Source organism: Streptomyces yongxingensis, from assembly GCF_055597465.1.
The window spans coordinates 2,169,823-2,193,279 of record NZ_CM145717.1 but is presented as its reverse complement, the minus strand read 5'-3'; the positions used below and the strand labels follow the sequence as shown (position 1 = coordinate 2,193,279).

At 70.5% G+C, this 23,457-nt stretch carries 21 protein-coding genes; 18 read left to right on the top strand and 3 right to left on the bottom strand.

What is annotated here, in order from left to right:
• Positions 1-78: 78 nt before the first annotated feature.
• On the bottom strand, positions 79-1,062 hold the full coding sequence (locus ACZ6TD_RS08875) for a hypothetical protein (protein ID WP_471352312.1): 984 nt from the start codon (positions 1,060-1,062) through the stop codon (positions 79-81).
• A 298-nt stretch (positions 1,063-1,360) separates the two neighbouring features.
• Here ACZ6TD_RS08875 and ACZ6TD_RS08870 point away from each other — a divergent pair, with 298 nt between their 5' ends.
• From ACZ6TD_RS08870 to ACZ6TD_RS08825, 10 genes are all read left to right on the top strand, one after another.
• Positions 1,361-3,532: a HAMP domain-containing protein gene (locus ACZ6TD_RS08870; RefSeq protein ID WP_471352310.1), complete on the top strand. Its 2,172-nt coding sequence runs from the start codon at positions 1,361-1,363 to the stop codon at positions 3,530-3,532.
• A gap of 9 nt (positions 3,533-3,541) precedes the next feature.
• Positions 3,542-5,071 carry a poly-gamma-glutamate synthase PgsB gene (pgsB, locus tag ACZ6TD_RS08865; RefSeq protein WP_471352307.1) on the top strand — a complete coding sequence of 510 codons (1,530 nt, stop codon included), beginning with the start codon at positions 3,542-3,544 and terminating at the stop codon, positions 5,069-5,071.
• Entirely contained in the window at positions 5,068-5,550 is a 483-nt protein-coding gene (locus tag ACZ6TD_RS08860; RefSeq protein ID WP_044568305.1) for a poly-gamma-glutamate biosynthesis protein PgsC/CapC, read from the top strand. Before pgsB ends, ACZ6TD_RS08860 begins: the two co-directional genes overlap by 4 nt.
• Positions 5,551-5,571: 21 nt before the next feature.
• Complete coding sequence (locus tag ACZ6TD_RS08855) at positions 5,572-6,633, top strand: NlpC/P60 family protein (protein WP_471352304.1); 1,062 nt, start codon at positions 5,572-5,574, stop codon at positions 6,631-6,633.
• Positions 6,634-6,745: 112 nt separating this feature from the next.
• The gene (locus ACZ6TD_RS08850) at positions 6,746-7,183 is read left to right on the top strand and encodes a Fur family transcriptional regulator (RefSeq protein ID WP_471352301.1); all 438 of its coding nucleotides are present in this window, start codon (positions 6,746-6,748) and stop codon (positions 7,181-7,183) included.
• A 34-nt stretch (positions 7,184-7,217) separates the two neighbouring features.
• Positions 7,218-9,431 (top strand): catalase/peroxidase HPI, encoded by a 2,214-nt coding sequence (katG, locus tag ACZ6TD_RS08845; protein ID WP_471352298.1) that lies wholly within the window; start codon positions 7,218-7,220, stop codon positions 9,429-9,431.
• Between the two features lie 200 nt (positions 9,432-9,631).
• Positions 9,632-10,006: a sortase-dependent protein gene (locus tag ACZ6TD_RS08840; RefSeq protein WP_471352296.1), complete on the top strand. Its 375-nt coding sequence runs from the start codon at positions 9,632-9,634 to the stop codon at positions 10,004-10,006.
• Complete coding sequence (locus ACZ6TD_RS08835) at positions 10,003-10,611, top strand: class F sortase (RefSeq protein WP_471352293.1); 609 nt, start codon at positions 10,003-10,005, stop codon at positions 10,609-10,611. The genes ACZ6TD_RS08840 and ACZ6TD_RS08835 overlap by 4 nt, the downstream gene beginning before the upstream one ends.
• 102 nt (positions 10,612-10,713) lie before the next feature.
• On the top strand, positions 10,714-11,205 hold the full coding sequence (locus tag ACZ6TD_RS08830) for an RNA polymerase sigma factor (RefSeq protein ID WP_020866784.1): 492 nt from the start codon (positions 10,714-10,716) through the stop codon (positions 11,203-11,205).
• Positions 11,189-11,719 (top strand): hypothetical protein, encoded by a 531-nt coding sequence (locus ACZ6TD_RS08825; RefSeq protein ID WP_471352290.1) that lies wholly within the window; start codon positions 11,189-11,191, stop codon positions 11,717-11,719. The genes ACZ6TD_RS08830 and ACZ6TD_RS08825 overlap by 17 nt, the downstream gene beginning before the upstream one ends.
• Before the next feature lie 30 nt (positions 11,720-11,749).
• On the opposite strand, the gene ACZ6TD_RS08820 is transcribed toward ACZ6TD_RS08825, so the two are convergent.
• Both ACZ6TD_RS08820 and ACZ6TD_RS08815 read right to left on the bottom strand, forming a co-directional pair.
• Positions 11,750-13,345: a solute symporter family protein gene (locus tag ACZ6TD_RS08820; protein WP_471352287.1), complete on the bottom strand. Its 1,596-nt coding sequence runs from the start codon at positions 13,343-13,345 to the stop codon at positions 11,750-11,752.
• On the bottom strand, positions 13,342-13,737 hold the full coding sequence (locus tag ACZ6TD_RS08815; RefSeq protein WP_471352284.1) for a DUF485 domain-containing protein: 396 nt from the start codon (positions 13,735-13,737) through the stop codon (positions 13,342-13,344). Before ACZ6TD_RS08815 ends, ACZ6TD_RS08820 begins: the two co-directional genes overlap by 4 nt.
• 538 nt (positions 13,738-14,275) lie before the next feature.
• On the opposite strand from ACZ6TD_RS08815, the gene ACZ6TD_RS08810 reads away from it, so the two are divergent.
• The 8 genes from ACZ6TD_RS08810 (at position 14,276) to ACZ6TD_RS08775 (ending at position 23,417) form a co-directional block, all read left to right on the top strand.
• Positions 14,276-15,664, top strand: a complete 1,389-nt coding sequence (locus ACZ6TD_RS08810) for an L-lactate MFS transporter (RefSeq protein WP_471352281.1) — start codon at positions 14,276-14,278, stop codon at positions 15,662-15,664.
• Between the two features lie 4 nt (positions 15,665-15,668).
• Entirely contained in the window at positions 15,669-15,812 is a 144-nt protein-coding gene (locus ACZ6TD_RS08805) for an MFS transporter small subunit (RefSeq protein WP_470010649.1), read from the top strand.
• Between the two features lie 144 nt (positions 15,813-15,956).
• On the top strand, positions 15,957-18,857 hold the full coding sequence (locus tag ACZ6TD_RS08800; RefSeq protein ID WP_471352278.1) for a sensor histidine kinase: 2,901 nt from the start codon (positions 15,957-15,959) through the stop codon (positions 18,855-18,857).
• Between the two features lie 30 nt (positions 18,858-18,887).
• Positions 18,888-19,337 carry a roadblock/LC7 domain-containing protein gene (locus ACZ6TD_RS08795; protein WP_471352275.1) on the top strand — a complete coding sequence of 150 codons (450 nt, stop codon included), beginning with the start codon at positions 18,888-18,890 and terminating at the stop codon, positions 19,335-19,337.
• Positions 19,338-19,431: 94 nt separating this feature from the next.
• The gene (locus ACZ6TD_RS08790; protein ID WP_471352272.1) at positions 19,432-19,968 is read left to right on the top strand and encodes a DUF742 domain-containing protein; all 537 of its coding nucleotides are present in this window, start codon (positions 19,432-19,434) and stop codon (positions 19,966-19,968) included.
• A gap of 305 nt (positions 19,969-20,273) precedes the next feature.
• Positions 20,274-21,617 carry an ABC transporter substrate-binding protein gene (locus tag ACZ6TD_RS08785; RefSeq protein WP_471352269.1) on the top strand — a complete coding sequence of 448 codons (1,344 nt, stop codon included), beginning with the start codon at positions 20,274-20,276 and terminating at the stop codon, positions 21,615-21,617.
• Positions 21,618-21,627: 10 nt separating this feature from the next.
• Complete coding sequence (locus ACZ6TD_RS08780; protein ID WP_471352267.1) at positions 21,628-22,578, top strand: carbohydrate ABC transporter permease; 951 nt, start codon at positions 21,628-21,630, stop codon at positions 22,576-22,578.
• Positions 22,575-23,417, top strand: a complete 843-nt coding sequence (locus tag ACZ6TD_RS08775) for a carbohydrate ABC transporter permease (protein ID WP_471352264.1) — start codon at positions 22,575-22,577, stop codon at positions 23,415-23,417. The genes ACZ6TD_RS08780 and ACZ6TD_RS08775 overlap by 4 nt, the downstream gene beginning before the upstream one ends.
• The last annotated feature ends 40 nt before the right edge of the window (positions 23,418-23,457 follow it).

Below are 23,457 nucleotides of genomic sequence, written 5' to 3'. Positions count from 1 at the left end.
CAAGGTCCGCCGGGCCCCGTACCCCGGGGCGTCCTCCGCCCACCGGGCGCGGTCTTCGTGTGGAAGGGCCGGAAACCCCTAGCCCGCGTCGTCCTTCGCCCACCGCGCGGTCACCGTGCCGATGGCCGCCACCGCGCGCCGGATCCGGGTGTCGCTCGCGCGCACCGACCGCGCGAACTCGATGTGCAGGAACGGCACACGTTCGGTGGCGGCCCTGCGGCCCTGGACGTTGTCGCGCCCCTCCAGGGGGCAGCTACGGACCCAGGCGCGGCAGACGGAGAAGTGCCGCGAGGTCAGGGCGGCGGCGAGGCGGCGGGCGTCCGGGCGGCCCGCCCGGCCCTTGCCGGTGGAGGCGACGACGTCCCGGCCCGGTGCGGAGTCGTCGGCGAACCCGTGGATCTGGACACCGGGCAGACCGCGCCGGGCGAGCTCGTCGCAGACCGCGTCGAAGACCGAGTCCGTGCGGTGGGCGGCGTCGGCGGCATCGCCGTCCCCGGCCCTGCGGTGGGCGCCCGCGAGCACCAGGACGCCGCCGGGGGAGTCCAGGAGCACGCGCGCGCCGAGCCGTTCGGTGTCCGCGTCGGAGACCGGGTGCGGCACCTGGACCGACCAGCGGGCGGGGGCGGAGAGGTCCACATAGACCCGGGCCCAGCCACGCGGGTCGGGCCCGTCCCCGGTGCGGTCGGCCAGCTCGGCGTAGCGGCGGCCGGTGCCGGTGTCGGTGAGGGTACGGAGCCGGAAGCCGACGTCGGCGAGGAGCGGGCGGGCGCGGTCCGGGCGTCCGTCGAGGTGTCCGTCGAGGATCAGGCCCACCGCGTGGGCGACGGCCCGGCGTTCGGCGCGGCGCGGCTCCTGGTAGTCGGCGTCGGGATCGAGCCCGGCCGTGAAGTCGGTGATCCTGCGCTCCAGCCGGACCTCGGAGGCCCGCGCGCCGTCCGACGTACGGCCGTTGTCGTCTCCGGACGACCGGGCGATCGTATAGGTACTCAATGCTGCCACGAGCAGGCCGAACGCGACCGTGACGGCCGCCACGGTGATCGCCTTCGCTCGTATCTCCGTCATGACCGCCTCATCGTAACCACCCGCTTTACAGGGGCATATCGGGATGAGACGGGCGAAGAACGACCTTCGGGTGAACGACCGGCAACGAATGCAAGACCGTCGTTTGCCCAGCCTTGGTTGGGACCAAACAGGTTTTCTCGTTTTTTCTTTAAGATGTGCAACCCTTTGATCCGTCTGGCTGTCTGACGGTCCGGATCGCACTCGAGTGCGCTCTGTGTGGTGTGAGTTGCATGAGAGGAGCCCATCCGTGGCCGCTTCGCGTTCGAAGCGGCGGCACAAGGTCCGCCGAAGGGCCGACATGTCGCTTGTGGGGGGCATTCGTCCACCCATAGCCGTGTTGTCGGTTCTGCTTCTCTCCCTCGCGGGAATCACCGCCCTCACCCTGGGCAAACCGGACAACGCCCTGGTCCCCAAGGCGGTCCTGACCTCGCAGCAGTACGTCGCCGAGGACGGCGCCATCGCGCTGCGGGCGTCGCTCGACGAGTCGGTCACCGACCTCACCGGCACCGCGACCCTGTTCAACGAGGGCAAGCCGGTCTCCGCCGACACCGTCCTGGACAAGGTCGGCACCGTCTACCAGAAGTGGCGTGGCACCGCCGTCATCGAGATCAAGTCGGGCAAGATGCTCGCCGCCCGCGGCGAGAACGTCCCGCTGACCGCGATCGATCTCAGCAAGCTCTCCCGCGGCGACGGACTCTCCCCGCGCATGGTGCGCCTGGAGAACGGCCAGACCCGGCTGATCATCCTCGCCCTGCTGTCCTGGAAGGGCCAGCCCCAGCAGCTGCTCGTGGCCTCCAGCACCCTCAGCTTCCCCGGCGTCGACCTCGGCCCGGGCCGCGCCATCGGCGTCGTCGACTCCACCGGCCGGCTGCTCTCCAGCCACGGCGCCCTGGACAGCGAGCGGGCCAAGAAGCAGCTCGCCTCCTTCGCCAAGACCGCCGCCCGCAAGGGCCGGCAGCACCCCATCAAGGCCAAGGAGCCCGGCGCGGGCGGCTACACCGGCGTCAGCGGCCACCTCACCGGGGGCGCCGCCGAGGACGTCCGCACCGTCGGCGGCTACGCCACGCTCACCCCGCCCCAGCCCGGTGAGCCCACCACCGCCAGCAGCCTCGGCCTGACCGTCGTCACCGAGGTCGACGTCTCCGCCAAGGTCTCCCAGATCACCCGCCCCGCCTTCGGCGTGGCCGCCGCCGGTGCCCTGCTGCTCATCGGCGGGCTCGCGGTGATGGTGCTGCTGGGCACCGTGCAGCGCCCGCTGATCCGGCTGTTCCTGGAGAGCCGCCGCCTGACCCGCGGCGACCTCGCCCGCCCGGTGAGCGTGCCCAGGGCCGGCGAGGCCGCCCGGGTGGGCGTCGCCCTCGAGCGGCTGCGCCGGCAGCTCCAGGGCGAGCCCGCCGACGCCCCGGGCCCGGCCGTGCGCAAGGGCCTGGGCGCCCGCGCCCTGCTCGCCGTCTGCGCCGTCCTGCTGCTCGTCTGGTCGGTCCCGCTGATGCTGGTGCTCAACCGCGCCGACTCCTCCGTCAAGGTCCCGGCCCAGATCGTCCACGACCAGAAGTCCCGCACCGTGACCCTCAGCGACCGGGTCCGCCGCGCGCTCAACGAGGGCCACGCCGACCTCTCCGCGGTCGCCGCCCTGATCGGGGACCGCACCACGCCCGAGGACATGAAGAAGGTCCTGGAGCGCACCATGCAGGAGCACGACCGCTACCAGTCGATGTACGTCCTCGGCGCCGACGGCGAGATCCTCGCCCGGGCCGGTGACGGCCCCCACCACGAGGACGGAGAGGCCCCCTCGAAGCAGGCCATCGAGGTGACCGGCGAGGGCGGCAAGAAGCCCGTGGTCACCGCCACCGCCCAGGCACCCGGCCGGGGCGGCGCCGCCGTCGTCGGCGAGTTCCGCATCGAGTTCGTCAACGCGCTGCTGGGCCGCCAGGGCATGGGCGAGGTCCGCGTCGTGGACGCCAAGGGCCGGGTCATCGGCGGCGACTCCGGCTACATCGCCTTCGAGAAGGCGCCCTCGTACATGACCTCGCTGCTCGCCGCCAAGCAGGCGAACGCCACCGTCCAGCGCGGCGGCACGGTACGGGTCGCGGCCGCCGCGCCGTTCAGCGGCGGCGGCGCGGCCAAGTCGCTCCAGTGGAGCCTGGCCAGCTGGCAGCCCGCCTCGGGCCTGGCGATCCCCGAGTACAGCCTGCAGAACCGGACCGTGCTGGCCGGACTGCTGGGGCTGACCGCCGCGGCCGCCTGTCTGGGCTGGCTGCACATCGTCGTCGTACGGCCCCTGCGCGCCCTGGCCGGACAGGCCGAGGCGCTCGCCGCGGGCGACCGCAAGACCGTGCTGTTCCCGCGCCACCACGACGAGGTCGGCGCTGTGGTCCGCAGCCTGGAGCTGATCCGGCAGCAGCTCCAGGGGCAGCCCCGCAAACGGGACGGCGGCAGCCGGACCCCCGCCGGCGTCGGAAGGAACTGAGGCCCCACCGTGCTCTTCCTCTACACCGTGCTCGTGGTGTGCGAGGCCGTCCTGCTGATCGCCGGCATCGTCGAACAGCGGCGGCACCAGACCAACCTCGACACCATCCCCACCCGGGTCCTGGTCAACGGCATCCGCGGCAAGTCCTCCATCACCCGGCTGTGCGCGGGCGCCCTGCGCGGCGGCGGGCTGACCACCGTGGCCAAGACCACCGGTACGGCGGCCCGCTTCATCCACCCCGACGCCACCGAGGAGCCCGTCTACCGCAAGTTCGGCATCGCCAACGTGGTCGAGCAGATCGGCATCGTGCGCCGCGCCGCCGCCTACAGCCCGGACGCGCTCGTCATCGAGTGCATGGCGGTCATGCCGGCGCTCCAGGAGATCAACCAGTCCAAGCTGATCCGCTCCACCATCGGCGTGCTGTGCAACGTCCGCGAGGACCACCTGGCCGAGATGGGCCCCACGCTGGACGACGTGGCGCGCTCGCTGTGCCGGTCCATGCCGGAGAACGGCATCTGCGTCACCGCCGAGCAGGACCGCTTCCACATCCTCCAGGAGGAGGCGGACGCCCGGAACTGCCAGTTGATCTACGCCGACCCCACGACGGTCAGCGACGAGGAACTGCGCGGCTTCAGCTGGTTCACCTTCAAGGAGAACGTGGCCATCGCGCTCACCGTCGCCGAGCTGGTGGGCGTCGACCGCGCGACCGCCCTCCAGGGCATGTACGACGCCCCGCCGGACCCCGGTGTGCTCTCCGTCGAGCGGTACGCCACCGAGGACGGCAAGAAGCTCCGCTTCGCCAACGTCTTCGCGGCCAACGACCCCGAGTCGACGCTGATGAACATCAACCAGCTGCTCGACCTCGGCGCCATCCACCGACCGCTCAACGTGGTCATCAACTGCCGCCCCGACCGGGTCGAGCGCAACGGCCAGATGGGCGAGATCATCCCCGATCTCGACCCCGAGCAGGTCTTCGTCATCGGCCACCCGGCCAAGTCCGCCATCGACGCCATCCCGGCCCAGTACCGGGACCGCGCGGTCGACCTCGGCGGCGACCGCCGGGATCCCGAGGAGTTCATGGCCGAGCTGCTCGGCCACCTGGGCCCCGACTCCTCCCTGGTCGCCATCGGCAACATCCACGGCCAGGGCGAACTCCTCCTGGAGCACCTCGCCGAGCTGCCGCCCGACGAGAGCGCCGATGACACACCGGCGGCACCCACCGCACCGGCGGGCGGCGAGCGCCATGTCGAGCACGTGGACACGGTCCAGCTCTACGCGCCCCGCCTGGACCCCTACCAGGGCTACCCGGAGGCGTACGAGACCCGGTACGCGCCCCAGGCGCGCGTACCCGCTCAGCGCACCCCCGAGCTGCCGTACCCGCGGACGGCACCCGACCAGGGCTCCCGGGAGCCGTGGCCCGCCGTCGTACCGGCCTCCGACTCCTCGCAGCCCCGCGGCCTGTTCGAGCCGCGCGTCCCGCCCACCCCGCCCGCCGACGACTCCCAGCAGTGGCAGAACCCAGGAGAGCAGCACCGTTGATCCCCTCCGTCCTCACCCCTGAGATCGCCGCCATCGGCATCGCGATCGGGCTGCTCTTCTCGCTGGTCTGCTACCTGACCACCAACCTCTCGCCCGGCGGCATGATCACCCCCGGCTGGCTGGCGCTGACCCTCGTCGAGGATCTCCAGCGGGCCGCGATGGTGGTCGGCGTCACCGTGCTCACCTACGTGGGCACGCTGCTGATGCAGAAGTACGTGATCCTCTACGGCAAGCGGCTCTTCGCCGCGGTCGTCCTGCTCGGCGTGACCCTCCAGGCGACCGTGATGATCATCCTGTCGCTCGAGTTCCCGCTGATGTACGCGAACCAGACCCTCGGCTTCATCGTCCCCGGCCTGATCGCCTACCAGCTGGTCCGCCAGCCCCGGGGGGCCACCCTGCTGTCCACCGGGTCGGTGACGCTGATGGCCTATGTCGTCCTCACCGCCGGAATCCTCCTCGGCGTCATGCCGTCCGCCTGACCCACCACCGGAGCCGATCCCATGCCACTGAAGAAGAAACGCCCCGTACTGCACGCCGTCACCGTGCTCGCGCTGCTCGGCGCCAGCGGCTATCTGACCGTGGAGCTCAGGAAGGACGAGCAGGACAAGACGCCGGCCACCCAGGCCGTCATCGACGAGCCGAACCTGGAGAACGGCACCGGCCAGCAGCGCGGCAAGCAGACCTGGGAGCGGCTGAAGAACCCCGCCCGCACCATCCTGCGCGGCGACAACGGCCAGATCCTCGCCACCTTCACCGACCACGCCCGCACCGCCACCCTGCGCGGCCCCTCCCGCACCTTCAGCGAGCCCGCCAACACCAAGTCCAAGGTGATCACCGAGGACTGGGTGCGGCTGATGCCGGAGCCGTGGGCCGAGGGCGCCGAGAAGGAGCAGTGGTTCAAGGACTGGTTCAAGGAGAACTACGGCAGCAAGAAGGAGGACATCTTCGCGATCGCCTTCCAGTACGTGACGGGCGCGCCGGTCAAGAAGGACGCCCAGGGGATTCCGTACGCGGGCGACGCGGTCTTCGGGCCGTTCAAACCGGACGGCGTGGACCGGCTGGAGCAGAACGACTTCTACGACTACCTCGGCATCTCCTACACCTTCCGCGACGGCACCACGCTGGCCGCGCGCAAGGAGCGCTACCGGGCGCTGGACTGCTCCGGCTTCATCCGCATGGTGCTGGGCTACCGCTCCCGCTACCCCCTGATGGCGACCAACGTCCTCGGCGACGGCCTGCCGCGCACCGCCAACGGCATGGCCCGCTCCAAGGTCGGCGTCGATGTCATCAAGATCCAGGGAGCCGGCCCCTGGTACACCCGGCCCACCAACATCGATGTCCTCCAACCCGGTGACCTGCTGTTCTTCAAGATGGATCACCGCACCGGCGACCATATGGACCATGTCGCCCTGTACCTGGGGCTGGACACCGACGGCCACCGCGTGTTCGTCTCCAGCCGCAAGGAGCAGAACGGCCCCACCATCGGCGACAACGGCGGTGTCTCCCGCATCGACGGCAACGGCTTCTACGCCGGGCTCTTCCGCAGCGCCAAGCGCCTCTGAGAACTCGGCGGGAAAGTCATACTGAATCGGGACAAAACTTTTCTGCGCGGCGCTAGACTTTAACGGCTCGTTTCCTTGTAGCGTTCGCCTTTGTGCGGGTAGGTTCTGCGCCATGACCGCATCCCAGACTCCGACCACTGCCGAGGAGCTGCGCGGTGCCGGCCTGCGGGTGACGGCCGCCCGGGTCGCCTTGCTGGAGACCGTCCGGGACGGTGATCACCTCGGGGTCGAGGCGATCGCCTCCGGGGTACGCGACCGCGTCGGCCACATCTCCCTCCAGGCTGTGTACGAGGCCCTTCACGCACTGACCGCGGCGGGCCTCGTACGCCGCATCGAACCGGCCGGCAACCCCGCCCGGTTCGAAGGACGCGTCGGGGACAACCACCACCACGTCGTATGCCGGTCGTGTGGTGCCGTCGCCGATGTCGACTGCGCCGCCGGTGAGGCGCCCTGCCTGACCGCGTCCGATGACCACGGCTTCTCGATCGTCGAGGCCGAGGTCATCTACTGGGGCCAGTGCCCCGACTGTTCCACCGCCACCAGTTCCTGAGCACCATGATCCGCCCTAGTGTGGAAGGATTTCCATGTCCGAGAACCATGAGGCAATCGTCGTAGACCCGAAGACAGAGGAAGCGGGGGGCTGCCCGGTCGCGCACGGGCGTGCTCCCCACCCCACGCAGGGCGGCGGCAACCGCCAGTGGTGGCCGGAGCGGCTCAACCTGAAGATCCTCGCCAAGAACCCCCCGGCGGCCAACCCGCTGGGTGAGGAGTTCGACTACGCCGAGGCGTTCCAGGCCCTGGACCTCGCGGCGGTGAAGCGGGACATCGCCGAGGTGCTGACCACCTCGCAGGACTGGTGGCCCGCCGACTTCGGCAACTACGGCCCGCTGATGATCCGTATGGCCTGGCACAGCGCCGGCACCTACCGCATCAGCGACGGCCGCGGCGGCGCCGGTGCCGGTCAGCAGCGCTTCGCCCCGCTCAACAGCTGGCCGGACAACGCCAGCCTCGACAAGGCCCGCCGTCTGCTGTGGCCGGTCAAGAAGAAGTACGGCCAGAGCATCTCCTGGGCCGACCTCATGGTCCTCACCGGCAATGTCGCCCTGGAGACGATGGGCTTCGAGACCTTCGGCTTCGGCGGTGGCCGTGAGGACGTCTGGGAGGCCGAGGAGGACGTCTACTGGGGCCCGGAGACCACCTGGCTCGGCGACGAGCGCTACTCCGGCGACCGCGAGCTGGAGAACCCGCTCGGCGCGGTCCAGATGGGTCTGATCTACGTCAACCCGGAGGGCCCCAACGGCAACCCGGACCCGATCGCCGCGGCCCGCGACATCCGCGAGACCTTCCGCCGGATGGCGATGAACGACGAGGAGACCGTCGCCCTCATCGCCGGTGGCCACACCTTCGGCAAGACCCACGGCGCGGGCCCCGCGGACGCCGTCGGCCCGGACCCGGAGGCCGCCCCGATGGAGCAGCTCGGCCTCGGCTGGAAGAGCACGCACGGCACGGGCGCGGGCAAGGACGCCATCACCAGTGGCCTCGAGGTCACCTGGACCACCACCCCGACCCAGTGGAGCAACGGGTTCTTCAAGAACCTCTTCGAGTACGAGTACGAGCTCACCAAGAGCCCGGCCGGCGCCAACCAGTGGGTGGCCAAGGACGCCCCGGAGATCGTCCCGGACGCCTTCGACCCGAACAAGAAGCAGCGCCCGACGATGCTCACCACGGACCTCTCGCTGAAGCTCGACCCGATCTACGGGCCGATCTCCCGCCGGTTCTACGAGAACCCGGAGGAGTTCGCGGACGCCTTCGCCCGCGCCTGGTACAAGCTGACCCACCGCGACATGGGCCCGAAGTCGCTGTACCTCGGCCCGGAGGTCCCGGAGGAGACCCTGCTGTGGCAGGACCCGCTGCCCGAGGCCGAGGGTGAGGCCATCGACGCCGCCGACGTCACGGCGCTCAAGGCCAAGATCCTCGACTCCGGTCTGACCGTCTCGCAGCTGGTCGGCACCGCGTGGGCGTCCGCCGCCAGCTTCCGCGGCAGCGACAAGCGCGGTGGCGCCAACGGCGCCCGGATCCGCCTGGAGCCGCAGCGCGGCTGGGAGGTCAACAACCCGGACGAGCTCGCGCAGGTCCTGCGCACCCTGGAGACCATCCAGGGCGAGTTCAACTCCGGCGCCAAGAAGGTCTCCCTGGCCGACCTGATCGTCCTCGGTGGCTCCGCCGCCGTGGAGAAGGCCGCGAAGGACGCCGGTGTCGATGTCGAGGTGCCCTTCGCCCCGGGCCGTGTCGACGCGACCGATGAGCACACCGACACCGAGTCGTTCGCCGCGCTGGAGCCGACGTACGACGGGTTCCGCAACTACGTCGGCAAGGGCAACCGCCTGCCGGCCGAGTACCTGCTGCTGGACCGGGCGAACCTGCTCACCCTGAGCGCCCCCGAGATGACCGTCCTGGTCGGTGGTCTGCGCGTGCTGGGCGCGAACCACAACGGGTCCAAGCACGGCGTCCTCACCGAGACCCCGGGCAAGCTCACCAACGACTTCTTCGTCAACCTGCTCGACCTGGGCACGACCTGGAAGTCCACGTCCGAGGACCAGACCACGTTCGAGGGCCGTGACGCCTCGGGCGCGGTCAAGTGGACCGGCACCCGTGCCGACCTCGTCTTCGGCTCCAACTCCGAGCTGCGCGCCCTCGCGGAGGTCTACGCGAGCGACGACGCCAAGGAGAAGTTCGTGCACGACTTCGTCGCGGCGTGGGTCAAGGTCATGAACCTGGACCGGTTCGACCTCGTCTGATCCGCTCCGAGCACGCCGTCCAGGCCGGTCCACACGGACCGGCCTGGACGTTTTTTCGGCCCCGGTGCCGGCCACGGCAGGGCTGACGGACACGCTTTGCCATCTCTTTACAACGCGCCGCGCCGCTGCCTCGTCTCTCCGCTCGATCCGTAACCCAGCCCGCCGAACCGCCGGGCGGACCGACGAAAGAGAGCGATTCCATGCGCCGCACTGTCCTCAGCGCGATGACACTCGCGTGCACCGCCGTACTGGCGACCACCGTGCCCGCGTTCGCCGACGACGCGACCCCCGCCCCCCGCACCCCCTCGGCCTCCGTCAGCCCGGTCCCGAGCGAGGCGCCGACCCGCACACCCACCTCCGCCGCCCCGGCCCCGCGGGACGAACCGGCCAAGAAGCGGGACCGCGGCCAGGTCGCCGTCGTGCCGAAGGGCGCGCCGAACACTGGAGTGACGGACGGGTCCTCCGGGTCGTCCGGGACCGAGGGCGCGCTGATCGGCGGGGGCGCCGCCGTGGTGCTCGCCGCGGGCGGCGCGGCGGTCCTCGTCGTCCGCCGCCGGCGGGCGACCGGGGCATGACCCCGTTCTCCAGGCGCGCCTTCGCCACCGCGGCGATGGCCTCGCTGCTCGCGGGCTGCGGCGGTCACCCGGCGCGGCGGACCACGGCCGCACCGCGCTCCGGGAGGAGGCCACCGCCGACCCCGGTGAAGGCGGCGCGTCCCCTTGGGCGTTCGGTCCCGGTCGGGCTCCGGATCCCGGCCATCGGTGTCGACACCCCGGTCATCCGGCTGGGGCTGGCGCCGGACGGGAGCGTGGCGGTCCCGCCGGTCACGGCCCACGACCGCGCGGGCTGGTACCGGCACTCGCCGACACCCGGGCAGCTCGGCCCGTCGGTCATCCTCGGCCATGTCACGGTCGGCGCCTACGGTGACGGGGTCTTCCGTCACCTGGCGCGGCTGCGCCGCGGCGAGGGGATCGTGGCGCGCCTGGAGAACGGCACGGCGGCCCAGTTCGCCGTCAGCGCCGTACGGACCGTCGCCAAGGCGGACTTCCCGGCGGACGAGGTCTACGGGAACGTGGACCGCCCGGAGTTGCGGCTGATCACCTGTGGCGGCCCCCGCTCCGGCGACGGCTACCTCGACAACGTGATCGTCTTCGCCGCGCTGACGTCCGCCGGCCCCTGACCCGCCCCCGGATCCCGGGCCCGTGGAACCCCCACCGGCGGCCCGGGATCCTCCCCTTCGAAGTGCCCTCACGGCCGAGTGCCGTCACGACCATGGAGTGCGTTGAAACGGTCCCGTGACAGGGCGGCGTCCGAGCTGTTCGCCGCCCTCTACCCGCGCCTGGCCGGCTGGTGCCGCCGTCTCGTCGACGACGACGAGACGGCCCATGAGATCGCCTCCGAGGCGTTCACCCGGCTCTGGGCCCGCTGGACGTCCGTGGAGGAGCCCCGCGGCTTCCTCTACGTCACCGCGGCCAATCTCGTCCGGGACCACTGGCGCAAGGTGGAGCGCGAGCGCAGGGCCATGCGCCGCGCCACCACGGAAGCCGCCGTCCGCCCCCACACCGAACAGTCCGACCCGTCGGTGCGCCTGCTCGTGCAGTCGCTGCCGGAGCGGCTGCGCGTCCCGATCCTGCTGCACTACTACGCTGACATGCCCATCCGGGAGGTGTCCGTACTGACCGGGCGCAAGGAAGGAACCGTCAAGGCCGACCTCCACGCGGCCCGGGAACTGCTCCGCGTCCACCTGAGGAGAAGCCTTGACCCCACGCTGTGACGACGGACCGGAGCACATCGGCCCCGAGCGGGAGCCCGACGACCCCCTCGCGGTGATCCTGCGGCCCCCCTCCGACTACCTCGGCCCGCCCCCCGGCCGGTACGAGGCGATCCGCCGCGCCGCGGCCCGCCGCAAGCTGCTCCGCACCGCGGCCGGGGTCGGTGTCTCCTGCGCCGTGGCCGCCCTCATCGCGCTGCCGCTCCGCGCGGCGGCACCCGAGCCACCCGCCCGCCCGACGGTCCCGCTCGCCCCGCCGCCCGCGACCGGCCGTACGACGCCCCCGCTTCCGTCGGCGCCCGCCAGTCCCTCGGCGTCGCCCGCCCCGTCGGTCCCGTCCGAGTCCGCGGGGAAGCGCCCCAGCGGCGGGCCCCGGAGCGAGACGTCCGGCCCCCGGGACGGTGCGGAGGTCCCCACCCCCGGACGGCCGGCGGATTCCAACTCCCCGGCGCGCATCGTGCCGTCGGAGAGCCGGAGGGAATCTGCCACCACCCCCGGAACGAGCCGTCGGCCGTAGGCGGCCCCGGCCGCCTACGGCCCTGTCGGCTTATGCCTTCGAACCGATGCCGGTCAGCGACCGCACTTCCATCTCCGCCTGCTTCTTGGGGTCCGCGGGCTCCTTGCTGAAGACCGTGCCGAGGAAGCCGCAGAGGAAGGAGAGCGGAATCGACACCAGGCCGGGGTTGGTGAGGGGGAACCAGTGGAAGTCCACGCCCTTGATGATCGACGTGGAGCTGCCCGAGATGGCCGGGGAGAAGATGATGAGCACCAGGCCGGACACCAGACCGCCGTAGATGCTCCACAGCGTCCCGGTCGTGTTGAAACGCTTCCAGAACAGTGTGTAGAGGATCGTCGGCAGATTGGCGGACGCGGCGAGCGCCAGGGCCAGCGACACCAGGAACGCGACGTTCTGGCCGTTGGTGAGGATGCCGCCGAGGATGGCCAGGAAACCGATCACGAGCGCCGTCAGACGGGCGACCCGGATCTCGGACCGCGGATCGGCCTTTCCGTTCCGGATCACATTGGCGTACACGTCATGGGCGAACGAGGCCGAGGCGGCCAGGGTCAGCCCGGCCACCACCGCCAGGATCGTCGCGAAGGCCACCGCGGAGACGATGCCCAGGAGCATCGCGCCGCCGATCTCGAAGGCGAGCAGGGGAGCCGCGGAGTTCTCGCCGCCGGGCGCGTTCACGATCTTGTCCGAACCGACCAGCGCGGTGGCGCCGTACCCGACGAGCAGGATCGACAGATAGAAGATGAACATCGACCAGGAGCACCACACCACCGAGCGCCGGGCCTCCTTGGCGTCCGGCACGGTGTAGAAGCGCATCAGCACGTGCGGCAGGCTGGAGATGCCGAGGACCAGCGCCAGGGAGAGCGAGACGAAGTCGAGCTGGTCCATCGCGTTCTTGCCGTACCAGCCACCGGGGTTGAGCAGTTCCGCGCCCAGCGGGCTGTTCTGCGACGCCTGGTCGAGGATCGCCGAGAGGCTGAACCCGAACTTGCCGAGCAGGAACACGCTCATGAAGGTCACGCAGATCAGCAGCAGGCCCGCCTTGATGATCTGCACCCAGGTGGTGCCCTTCATGCCGCCCACCAGGACGTAGAAGACCATGACGAGGCCGACGCCGGTGATGATGAGGGCCTGCCCGCCCTTGCTCTGCACATTGAGCAGCAGGGCGATCAGACCACCCGCGCCGGCCATCTGGGCGAGCATGTAGAAGAACGTGATCACCAGCGTGGCGTTGGCCGCCGCCGCGCGCACCGGGCGCTGCTTCATGCGGAAGGCCATCACATCGCCGACCGTGAACCGCCCGGTGTTGCGCAGCCGTTCACCGACGAGCAGCAGGGCGACCAGCCAGGCCACGAGCCACCCCACGGAGTAGAGGAAGCCGTCGTAGCCGTGGACGGCGATCGCCCCCGAAATGCCGAGGAAGGAGGCCGCGGAGAGGAAGTCACCGGAGAGGGCGATGCCGTTCTGGACGCCGCTGAAGGCGCTGCCCGCGGCGTAGTAGTCGGAGGTGGTCGAGTCTCTGTTGGTGGCCTTGTAGACGACGAACAGCGTGATGACGACGAAAGCGAAGAAGACGCTCAGGTTGATTATCGGGCTGCCGGTCGTGCGGGCTGCGATCTGCACTGTCATTCCTTGCCGACTCCCGCCAGCTCGTGGATCGTGTCCACCTGGGGATCAAGTTTCTTGTGCGCGAAGCGCCGGTATGTCAGGACGATCGCCATGGTCGTCACGAACTGCAGCAGACCGAAAACGGTGCCGGTGTTGACCGCGCCGAACAGCTTGCGGCTCATGAAGTCGTGGTCGTAGGCCGAGAAGAGAACGAACGTCATGTACCAGCACAAGAAGAACGCACTCATCGGGAAGATGAACCAGAGCAGTCTCTTGCGCAGGAGTTTGAACTCCGGGCTCTGTTGGATCGCTTCGAAGTCGGGCTCCCCGATGTCGTCACCGCGATCGGCGAACCCCGTTCCGGCGGCCCGCTCGGATGGCAAGGAAGCGGGCGGTCGCACCGATTTATTCATGGTTTGCTCCGGGGTTTTTCTGACGAAAACGTCGGTTCGGGGGCGCCCGCGTTCGGGCGTCAGGGGAGGGCAACCGGCGGGCCCTTGACGCGGCAAGTGTAGTAAGGCGCCGGACGCAGTCAACGTGGCACCCTGCCCCTCACCGGTGCAGGTGGGCACATGTCGGGGTGTGGATCCGGCTTCGGTGCCATCTCGAATATGGCGGGAGAGGTCGCTGAACCAATACTTTGTCTCACCTTTCCGTGTTGTCCATTTTGACGTGGTGTCAGCTTGACGGTGGCCGCTCAAGGTTGCGCCTTGAGGACATTTCGGGACCCGGCGTTGTGTCCCAAGTGTCGCCACTGGTAGAACCTCACCTCGGGTAGAACGTCCCATCGTGCGCGAGCATGAGTGCGGTGAGCATGCCGCTGGGCAGCGCGTCTGCCGTTGGCATATGACGGCAGCTCCCGGCTCGCCACTCCCTCCCCCGGGGTGTTTGGATAGGTCAAGGAATGCAGTCTGCGGGGGTGTTCCCAAGAAGCCGGAGGTAGGTTGATCTGTGGGTTTCCTCGACCGCTCTCGCATCGTCGCAGGCGCGGGCTGGAATCGTTGGCTGATTCCTCCGGCGGCGCTCGCGATCCACTTCTCCATAGGCCAGGCGTACGCCTGGAGCGTCTTTAAGATACCCCTGGAAGATTCCCTAGACATCTCCGGAACGGCTAGCGCCCTCCCGTTCCAGATCGGCATTCTGGTGCTCGGGCTCTCTGCCGCGTTCGGGGGAACGCTGGTGGAGCGAAAAGGGCCGCGATGGGCCATGTTCGTGTCGCTCGTGACCTTCTCGACCGGCTTTCTGGTCGCCGCGCTCGGCGTTGCCACGCGCAATTACTGGCTGGTCGTTCTCGGCTACGGCGGCATCGGCGGAGTCGGCCTCGGCATCGGATACATCGCGCCGGTGTCCACCTTGATGAAGTGGTTTCCGGACCGGCCGGGCATGGCCACCGGTACGGCGATCATGGGTTTCGGCGGTGGCGCGCTGATCGCCTCTCCCTGGTCGACGGAGATGCTCAAGGCGTTCGGCAGTGATACCGACGGCATCGCCAAGACGTTCCTGGTGCACGGCCTGGCCTACGCCGTCTTCATGTCGCTGGGCGTGGTGCTGGTGAGGGTGCCGCCCGAGGGCTGGCGGCCGGCCGGCTGGACGCCCCGCGTCGACGCGGGCAAGCGGCTCGTCACCACCCGACACGTTTCGGCCAGGAACGCGGTCCGGACACCGCAGTTCTGGCTGCTCTGGGTCGTGCTGTGCATGAACGTTACTGCTGGTATCGGGATCCTGGAGAAGGCCGCCCCGATGATCCAGGACTTCTTCCACGACACGGCGAGTCCGGTGAGCGCGAGCGCCGCCACCGGGTTCGTCGCGCTGCTGTCCCTGGCCAACATGGCCGGTCGCTTCGTGTGGTCCTCGGTCTCCGACGTGGTCGGCCGGAAGAACATCTACCGGCTGTACCTGGGCGCCGGTGCCCTGCTCTACCTCACCCTCATGCTCGAGAAGGACAGCAGCACCGCGCTGTTCGTCGCCTCGACGATGGCGATCCTGTCGTTCTACGGCGGTGGATTCGCCACCGTTCCGGCCTACCTCAAGGACCTGTTCGGCACCTACCAGGTCGGCGCGATCCACGGCCGGCTGCTGACCGCGTGGTCGGTCGCCGGAGTGGCCGGACCGCTCATCGTGGATTCCATCGCGGATTCCGCGCATGAGGACGGGCGCTCCGGCCCGGCTCTCTACACCTTCTCGTTCTCGCTCATGATGGGGCTGCTCGTCATCGGCTTCATCGCGAACGAGCTGGTCCGTCCGGTGAATCCGAAGTTCCATGAGCCGGAGCCGGCGGCCCGGGAGGAGTCGGCACCCCCGGAGGAAACCCCCGATCCCCTTCCGGCAGAGAGGCGGTAAACCGGTGACTGACACAGACGGCCCTTCGTCGAACGCGGCCAAGACGGGTTCCCCCGTGGTGATGGTCGTGGCATGGCTGTGGGTGGCGGTGCCGTTTCTGTACGGCCTCTATCAACTGGCGGAGAAAAGCAGCAAGTTGTTCGAGTAAAGGCAGGCGCGCCGGCGCATCGCCGAAGCGGTGGGCCGGCGCGCCTGCCGGGCGTTCGACTTTCCCCATCCGGGGAAATCCCAGGAGAAACGGCATCGTGATACATCCCTGTGGGCAAGCCGGTCCGAGCGCGGAGCGCGCCTCATGACCCCGGGCAGGCATGCGGCCGCGCGCGATCGCTCACCGTCGTGGTGGGCCGGCGTCGTGGAGTGGCGCAACTGGCGGCTGCCGGTGAAGCTGGGTGCCGTTCTGGTGGTGCCCGCTCTGCTCGCGGTGGCCTTGGGCGTCGTGCAGATCCAGCGTGACGTCGAGCGCGCCAACACGTACGCGGAGGTGCAGCGGCTGGTCAAGCTGCGCGGTGGACTCCGGCCGTTGATCGGCGATCTGCAGATGGAGCGCACCCTGTCGGCCGAGCGGCTGGGCGACGGTGGGTCCGCCGATCCGGCCATGCTCCGCCGGCAGGCCCAGCGCGTGGACCGCGCCCAGGCCGCCGTCACCCGCACCACGAAGCGGATCCAGGAGCTGAAGGGGGTCTCGGCCAACCGCTACCGCGACGCGTCCAAGCTCCTGGACGGGCTGCCCGACCTGCGCGAGCGGGTGACGTCCAAGGACTTGGGCGCATGGACCGCGGTGACCGAGTACAGCAAGATCATCAACAGTCTGCTCGACCTGGACCAGGCGCTGGGCAGCGGGTTCGGTGACGCTGAGCTGTCCGGACCGGCCAGCGCGCTGTACGACCTGGAGATGGTCCGGGAGCAGGTCCACCTCCAGCATGTGATCGTCATGGCGGCGCCCGAGCCCGGCACACTGAAGGACCCGAAGCTCATCAGGGCGCTCCAGGAGTCCGACATCCGCATGCGGGACAAGCTGAGCGACTTCCGCGCCGTGGCCACCGCGGGGGACCAGCGCGCCTACGACCGAACGGTGACCGGCCCGGAGGTCGATCGGCGCGCCAAGCTGCTGGACGCCGTGCTGTCCCGGGCGGGCTCGCTGAACGCGGGGCAGAACGCCGCCGGCGCTCCGCCGTTCTCCGACCGCACCTGGCACCGCAGTTCGGAGGCGACCGGAAGCCTCATCAACACGGTGGAGAAGCGGCTCGCCGACCGGCTCCGGGTGACCTCCGCCAAGCTCCAGGACGAGACCAGCGACCGGGCCGGTGCGGAGTCCGTGCTGCTCTTCGCCGTGCTCCTGCTCGCCTTCGCCATCGGCATCGCCATCGCCCGGCATCTGCTGCGGTCGCTGACCGTGCTGCGCTCCACCGCGCTCGACGTGGCCGAGCGCCGGCTCCCGGAGGCGGTGTCCAGCATCCGCGAGGGCGAGGTGTCCAGCACCTCGATCAGCGCCGTGCCGGTCCACACCACCGAGGAGTTCGGACAGCTCGCGAGGGCGTTCGACGCGGTGCACGGCCAGGCCGTGCGGCTGGCCGCCGAACAGGCCGCGCTCCGCGGCGACCTGCGCGACACCCTGGTCAACCTCTCCCGGCGCAGCCAGACCCTGGTGGACCGGCTGCTGCGCCTGATGGAGCAGCTCGAGTCGCACGAAGAGGACCCGGACCAGCTGGCCAGCCTCTTCAAGCTGGACCACCTGGCGACCCGGATGCGCCGCAACAACGAGAACCTGATGGTCCTGTGCGGTAGCACCCCGGTCCGTCCCTCCGAGCAGCGGGTGCAACTGGACAGTGTGCTGCGCGCCGCGGTCTCCGAGATCGAGCACTACCGGCGGGTGGTCGTGGAGCCCGTTCCCACCGCCGAGGTGATCGGGTACGCTGCCGGTGACCTGGCGCGAATGATCGCTGAGCTGCTCGACAACGCCACCGCGTTCTCCCCGCCGGAGACCCAGGTGACCGTCAGCAATACACTACGGCTGGACGGTTCCGCACTGATCGAGGTCCGCGACGAGGGATTTGGGATGAGCGGTGCCGAATTGGCCAAGGCTCATCGGCGCGTAGCGGGGGACGCATCCGTGGAGGTACCTACGTCCCGGCAGATGGGCTTGACCGTCGTCGGTCGGCTGGCCCGTCGCCACGGCGTCACCGTGGAGCTGGTCTCGGAACGGGACACCGGCGGCGGACTGCGCGCGGGTGTGCTGGTGCCGGCCAGGCTGATGCTCGGGGACAAGCCCGCCATCGCGGGCCGGGAGAGCTCGCTGCCCATCCGGAAGACCTCGGCCAAGACGTCCGAGCCGGCGCGGCCGCACCGTGAGCTCGGCGGTGCCCCGGCGGCACCCCTGCCGCGCCGCGTGCCCGACGGCGGCGCCCGCTCGCTACGCGCCGGTGACGCCCCGGCCGGGTCCGAGCACACGGGCCGCTCCCTGCCGACCCGCCCCGGCTCGTCGCGGGCGTTCACGGATCCCCAGCAGACCGGCGGGCTGCCGCGCCGGACCCCGGCCAAACCCGGCCACCCGGCCAAACCCGGCGACCCGGCCACGCCCGGTCACCCCGCCAAGCCGGGCCATCCCGCCCCGGTCGGCGAGGGCGCACCGGTCGGCGACGGCGCACCGGAGAGGACCGGGCCCCTGTCCGGCGACGCCGGAACGCCCGCGGACCGCCGTACCGCACAGCCGCCGGGGCAGCCGGCGGTGCCACCGCGGCGTCCGCGTCCCGCCACCCCGGACGGCGCCGCCTCGCCATGGTTCGCGTCGCCCGAGAAGGCACCCGCGGGCTCCCACGGCGAGGAACCGCCCGACGACCGGAAGCCGATGGGCCTCCCGGCGGCCGCCGCCTCCCGGCGGCCCGGCCCCGCTCCGTCCGGACCCCCCGACGAGAGCCGGCCGGACCCCGCGGACGAGCCCGGCCGGATCGTCCACGAGCGGCCCGGCGCCGCGGAGGCGGGCGGCGTCACCCAGGCCGGGCTGCCCCGGCGGGTGCCGCGTCAGGGCCGGGCGGCGGACCGGGCCAAGCCGCGCGCCACCGGGGAGCGGCCCGCGCCGCGCGCCGCCGCGGACGAGGCCGCCGCGCGGCGGAACGCCGGCCGCACCCATTCGTTCCTCAGCAATTACCAGTCGGGCATTCGCCGGGCTCAGCCCGACGGACGCGACGAGACATAAGGTCTCAGCGAAGATGGACAGGAAGAACCCATGACCTCACCCCAGCTTCGGGAGGTGAGCCAGTTCGGATGGCTGGTCACCAACTTCACCGAGCGTGTGCCCAATGTGGCGCACGCCGTGGTGGTCTCGGCCGACGGGCTGTTGCTCACCGCGTCGGACGGGCTGGCGGCCGATCGGGCCGAGCAGGTCGCCACCATTGCCGCCGGGGCCATCAGCCTGATCCAGGGCGCTGCCCAGTGCCTGGATACCGGTGATGTGCGGTCCTCCGTGATCCAGATGGAGCTCGGGAACATGCTCCTGATGTCGATCAAGGACGGCTCGTGCCTCGTGGTGCTGGCGGCGCCGGACTGCGAGATCGGTCAGGTGGCGTACGAGATGACGGTACTGGTCGACCAGGTCGGCGAGATGCTGACCCCGGAACTCCGCGCCGAACTGCAGGAATTGAACCTGCGGGGCGTGAAGCGGACAGCAGCCCAATAGGCCGGACGGGGAGATGATGAGCACCGGTGAAGGCCCTTCCGGGCAGGGACCTGGGAGAGAACAGGGGGCGGAGGACGAACAGACCTTCGCCGACGTGCTCAACGCCTTCAGCTTCGGCAAAGGGCGACGCGGGCGGAAGCCGCAAAGGTCCGACGGGGCGCCGGAGGGCGCCCGGTCCCGCCGCCGGGGCGGGGAGGCCCGGCCCGAGGAGCCCGGGGAACCCTTCCCGCGGGGGTCGTCGGAGCCGGAGCGGTCGGCCGTCTGGGACCAGGAGCGCGACGGGAGCCAGGGCCCGGCCTCGCTGGTGCGCGCCTACTCGTGGACGCGCGGCCGGACCAGGTCCGACCATCACTTCGAGGTCGAGACCCTGGTGACCACCACCGAGCTGGGCCACCGCTCGATGGACACCCTGCAGGCGGACCACCGCCCGGTGATCGCGCTGTGCCAGGAGCCGCGGTCGGTGGCCGAGGTGGCGGCCATGCTCCCGGTGCCGCTGGGGGTGGCCAAGGTCCTGCTCGGCGACATGGCCGAGCACGGGCTGATCACCGTTCACCGGACGGCTTCCACGGAGGGCGACGTACCGGACGTCGCCCTGATGGAGCGCGTGCTGGTGGGGCTTCGGCGGATCTAGCGCCTTCGCCGCGCGGGAACCGACGGGTTCCCGCGCGGCGGTATGCCCGTTTCTGGGCGCGATGCCCATCGAAGAGCATCCACTCGCTGATTGCTTGTGCGCGTTCAAAGCCAACACTGAGCAGTTTCACGCTCTTGACGTGACTCGATCTGATCGGTTTACTCCCTGGCACGCCGATGTCCCATCCTCGGCGGCAGAGGTACGCCCAGCCGGTATGCGGCTTTGCCGCGAGTCCGGCCCGAGTCGCCAGGTCGCTGTCCGTGACCGAGGCGGGGCCGTGCCCCCGGATCATGGAGCTCTCAGCGATGAGCCTGAACCGTTCGCGTATCCCTCCCCCTGTGCGCGGCGGTCCGTCCCGGCGTGGGGTGCTGCGTGGCGGCGGAGCCATGGCGCTCACCGGCGCCATGGGTGCCGCCGTGGCGGGATGCGGGACGGGCCTGGGGGTGGATTCCCACGGGACCGTGCACATCGAGGTGTGGCACGGGCAGACCAGCACCGCCCTGCGAGCGGTCAAGCGGCTCGTGGCCGAATTCCACCGTAGCCACCCGACGATACGGATCGACCTGAGCGGCGGCGTCCTGGCGGACGACATGCTGCAGAAGGTGATGGCCGGTCTCGTCGCCGGATCCCCGCCCGATGTCGCCTACATCTTCGGCTCCGACCTGGCCAGCGTCGCCAGAAGCCCCCAACTGGCGGATCTGACGACGGTCGTGGAATCCGGGCAGGTGCCGTGGAAGCAGTACTGGCCCGCCGCCCGGGAGGGCGTCACCGTCGACGGTGTGGTCCGTGCGGTGCCCGCGGTGCTGGACTCGCTCGCCGTGGTGTGCAACAAGACCCTCTTCCGCCGGGCGGGTCTTGAGCTGCCCGGCCCGGGCTGGACCTGGCCGGACTTCATCGAGACGGCCAGGAAGCTGACCGACCGCGGCAAGGGCACGTTCGGCACCGGGTGGCCCGCCGCGGGCGACGAGGACACGGTGTGGCGGATGTGGCCCATGATCTGGGATCTGGGCGGCGAGGTCATCGCCGAGGGCAAGCGCGAGATCGGGTTCGCCGGTGAACCCGGGGTCCGGTCCCTCGAGGTGCTCGCGGCGCTCGCCAAGGACAGGAGCGTCTACGTCGATCCCAAACCCGGTGGCGAGCAGATGTACCAGGCGTTCGCCGCCGGCCGGCTGGGCATGGTCGCCACCGGCCCCTGGCAGCTGCCCGACATCCGCCAGGCGAAGATCGACTATGCGGTCGTCCCCCTGCCCGGCTTCAGCGGCCGGTCGGTGACGATCTCCGGCCCCGACACCTGGAGCGTGTTCGACAACGGCTCGGCGCGGCTGAAGGCCGCCCGTACGTTCGTCGGCTGGCTGATGGAGCCCGGGCAGGCGTATCTCTGGGACACCCAGGTGGGCAGTCTGCCGCAGAGCCGGCCGGCCGAGCGCCGTCCGCAGTGGCGGGCGTACGCGGCCGGGGTGCCCGGTCTGCCGGTGTTCACCGAGGTGCTGGAGACCGCCCGGGTACGCCCCGTCGACCGGGCCTACCCCAAGATCTCCATGCCGTTCGGCGAGGCCATCACCGCCGTCCTGCTCGGCAAGAGCACACCGGCAAAGGCCCTGCGGCGGTGCGCCGACGAGGCCAACGCGGCCATCGCGAAGGTGCGTTGAGGAGCTCCCCATGTCCCGTCTGCCCACCCCCATCACCCGCCCGGCGCCCCGCACACCGGCCCGTCCCGCACGCCGCACAGGCCGCCGGGAGGCCGCGACCGCCTGGGCGTTCGTCCTGCCCTCCGTCCTGGTCATCCTGGGCCTGAGCGTCGTCCCCGTCCTGTGGTCCCTGCTGTTGTCGTTCCAGTACAGCGACCTCCTCACCCCGAGCGTCTGGGTGGGCTGGGACAACTACCGCCAGCTGGCCGACGATCCGCAGTTCGCCCAGGCCGTGCGCAACACCCTGGAGTACACGGCGCTGTACGTACCGCTGAGCATCGGTCTGGGGCTGGCGCTCGCGCTGGTCCTCAACCGCCGCATACGGTTCGCCGGTCTGTACCGGACCCTGCTCTTCGTGCCGTTCGTGGTCTCGGCCGCCGCCCAGGGCGTGCTGTTCTCCTTCATCCTCGACCCGGAGTTCGGCGCCGCCAACTCGCTGCTGCACCGTCTCGGAGTCTCCCCGCAGGGGTTCCTGTCCGACCCGGGTCAGGCGCTGCTGGTCCTGGTGGGCATCTCGCTGTGGAGCGGCACCGGGTTCTGTGTCGTGATCTACCTCGCGGCCCTCCAGGACGTGCCCCGCGAACTCATCGAGGCCGCCACCCTGGACGGCGCGGAACGCCGTCATGTGCTGCGCCATGTCACCTTGCCCACCATCGCGCCGGTCAGCGTGTTCCTGCTGCTCTGGCAGACGATCAGCGCCCTGCAGGTCTTCGACCTGGTGTACGTGACGACGAAGGGCGGGCCGCTCGGATCCACCACCGTGATCGTCTACTTCGTCTGGGAGCAGGCGTTCCGGAACTTCACCGCCGGTTACGGGGCCGCCGCGGCCTACGTCCTCGGCGTCGCCCTGCTCGTGGCCGCCGCCGCGCTGCGGCTGGTCCGGCGCCGCGGCGACCGCCGTATCGAGGGAGCCACGTCATGACGGACCCGTCCCCACGGCGGCGGCAGCGGCTGCCGTTCAACCCCTGGCATCTGCTGCTCGCGCCGCTGGCGCTGCTCTTCGCCGTGCCCCTGATCTGGCTGGGGCTCAGCTCGGTGATGAGCGACGCGGAGATCAACCGCTTCCCGCCCGCGCTCTGGCCCTCCGGGATCCACCTGGGCGGCTACCGCTTCGTGCTCGGCAACGCGATGTTCCCGCGCTGGTTCGCCAACTCCCTGATCGTCTCGGCCGTCGCGGTCGTGTCCAATCTGCTGCTGGGGACGCTGGGCGGATACGCCTTCGCCCGGATGCGGTTCGGCGGGTCCCGGGTGCTGCTGGTGCTGATGCTGGCCACCATGGCCATCCCGTTCCAGCTGACGATGATCCCGACCTTCCTGGTGATGCGGAAGCTGGGGCTCGTCGACACCCTCGGGGCGCTGATCGTGCCCTCGCTGGTGACGCCGTTCGCGGTGTTCCTGCTGCGGCAGTTCTTCCTCTCCCTGCCCAGGGAGCTGGAGGAGGCCGCCTGGATCGACGGGTGTTCGCGGCTGCGGGTGCTGTTCCAGATCGTCGTCCCGCTGTCCCGCCCGGCGCTGAGCACGGTCGCCGTCCTGACCTTCCTCACCACCTGGAACGACCTGTCGTGGCCGCTCATCGCGCTGAACCACGACGCCAACTACACCCTCCAGCTGGGCCTGACCACCTTCCGCGGACAGCACCACACCCAGTGGTCGGCCGTGATGGCGGGGAACGTCATCACGGTCCTGCCGGTGCTGCTCGCGTTCCTCGCCGCCCAGAAGACCTTCGTCCGGTCGATCACCTCCACCGGCCTCAAGGGCTGACCGGCACCGCCCAGCCTCTCCCTCTCCCTTCAGGAACCCG